Origin of the sequence: Nostoc sp., assembly GCF_035638895.1 — a bacterium.
Lineage (GTDB): Bacteria > Cyanobacteriota > Cyanobacteriia > Cyanobacteriales > Nostocaceae > Nostoc.
Genome location: NZ_DASQZC010000136.1, coordinates 1 through 1,742 on the forward strand (window position 1 = coordinate 1; position 1,742 = coordinate 1,742).

The window sequence follows — 1,742 nt, forward strand, 5'->3', positions numbered from 1 at the left end:
TCTATATTTATGCTACCGAAGACGATAATGCTCATAATTGTCAGTCATTTAATTTAATGAATTTTTTGTTTTCAAATCAGCCGCTACAGGTTGAGAACATTCTTGTATTGGAACAGAGATAAACTAATTGTTGTTAAAAATTCTGTTTATTATTTGTTTGACTTAGGCTTGTAAATCTCTGAAAATTAAGCGATAATTGTGCCTTTATAATTTGTGCCCAATATCCTCTAAAACTACTAATTGTATAATATTGTCAATTCATTTTATTAATTTTACTATATAAACTTACCTTAGCTTACTAATTTTATAGGTATTTTAGGATTAATAATAAAATTTTATTTTTCAAATTTTACTTCCGGTTTATTTAGAGGGGAAAACTTTCTATATTTCGATAAATTATACTATTTAATAAATTACTAGTTTAAGTATCTCATCAGTCTGTTTGAATAAAGTCTTTAATCTTCCGACTCAAGACTCAGGACTCAGGACTTTATTTTGTGGTAATATCAACTGCACGAAACCGCAAAAAGCCGTGGCTACTGTATTAAAATCTCATCGGGCATTAAGAAGGCGTAAACATTCAACACATCCTCTCCAGCGTTTGCTTGAGTATGGACACCAGTATCGTAAACAAATTTGGCTGGCGACTACTTATTCTACTCTCAATAAATTTTTCGACTTAGCACCACCCGGCTTAATTGGCGTCGCGGTGGATGTCGTAGTCAAGCAGCAGGATTCCATAATTGCACAGTTAGGGGTACGCGATGTTTTTCAACAATTTTTGATTATTTCCTTCCTCACTGTCATCATTTGGATACTAGAATCTATTTGTGAGTACGCCTACGCTCGACTTTGGCGGAATTTGGGTCAGAATATTCAGCATGACTTGCGTTTGGATGCATACAAACATTTGCAAGAGTTGGAATTAGCTTATTTTGAAGAACGCAGCACTGGTGGTTTAATGTCTATCCTCAGTGATGATATTAACCAATTAGAGCGGTTTTTAGATGGAGGAGCAAATGATATTATCCAAGTTTCCGCAACTGTTCTAATTATTGGCGCTGCTTTCTTTATTTTGGCTCCAAGTGTAGCGTGGATGGCTTTGTCACCGATGCCATTCATCCTCTGGGGTTCCTTTGCTTATCAACGACTACTTGCACCCCGTTACGCTGATGTGCGCGAAAAAGTAGGTTTCCTCAACTCGCGTTTGTCAAACAATATTAGCGGAATTACTACTATTAAAAGTTTCACAGCCGAAACTTATGAAGCCTATCGGCTGGAATTAGATAGTGAAGCTTATCGACGGAGTAACTCTAAAGCAATTGTTCTTTCTGCTGCTTTTGTCCCGTTAATTCGGATGCTAATTTTAGTGGGTTTCACAGCATTACTCTTGTATGGCGGGATGGCAGCAGTTTCTGGACAAATGTCTGTAGGTACTTACAGCGTATTAGTATTTTTAATCCAGCGCTTGCTATGGCCTTTAACTAGATTAGGCGAAACATTTGATCAATATCAACGAGCAATGGCTTCTACTAATCGAGTCATGAATTTGTTGGATACTCCTATCGCCATTCATACAGGTGATGTGGCGTTACCTGTCGATGAAGTGCGCGGTGAAGTGCAATTTAAAAATGTTTATTTTGCCTATAAAGATAGATTTCCAGTAATTAAAAATCTGTCTTTGGATATCCCGGCGGGGAAAACCATTGCAATTGTCGGTTCAACTGGTTCTGGTAAAAGTA

Annotated in this window: 1 protein-coding gene; it reads left to right on the forward strand. The window is 37.0% G+C overall.

The genetic code is table 11. The annotated features are described in order from the left end of the window. Positions 1-532: 532 nt before the first annotated feature. On the forward strand, positions 533-1,742 hold a 1,210-nt coding region (locus VE944_RS06740; RefSeq protein WP_324974137.1), incomplete at its 3' end, for an ABC transporter ATP-binding protein.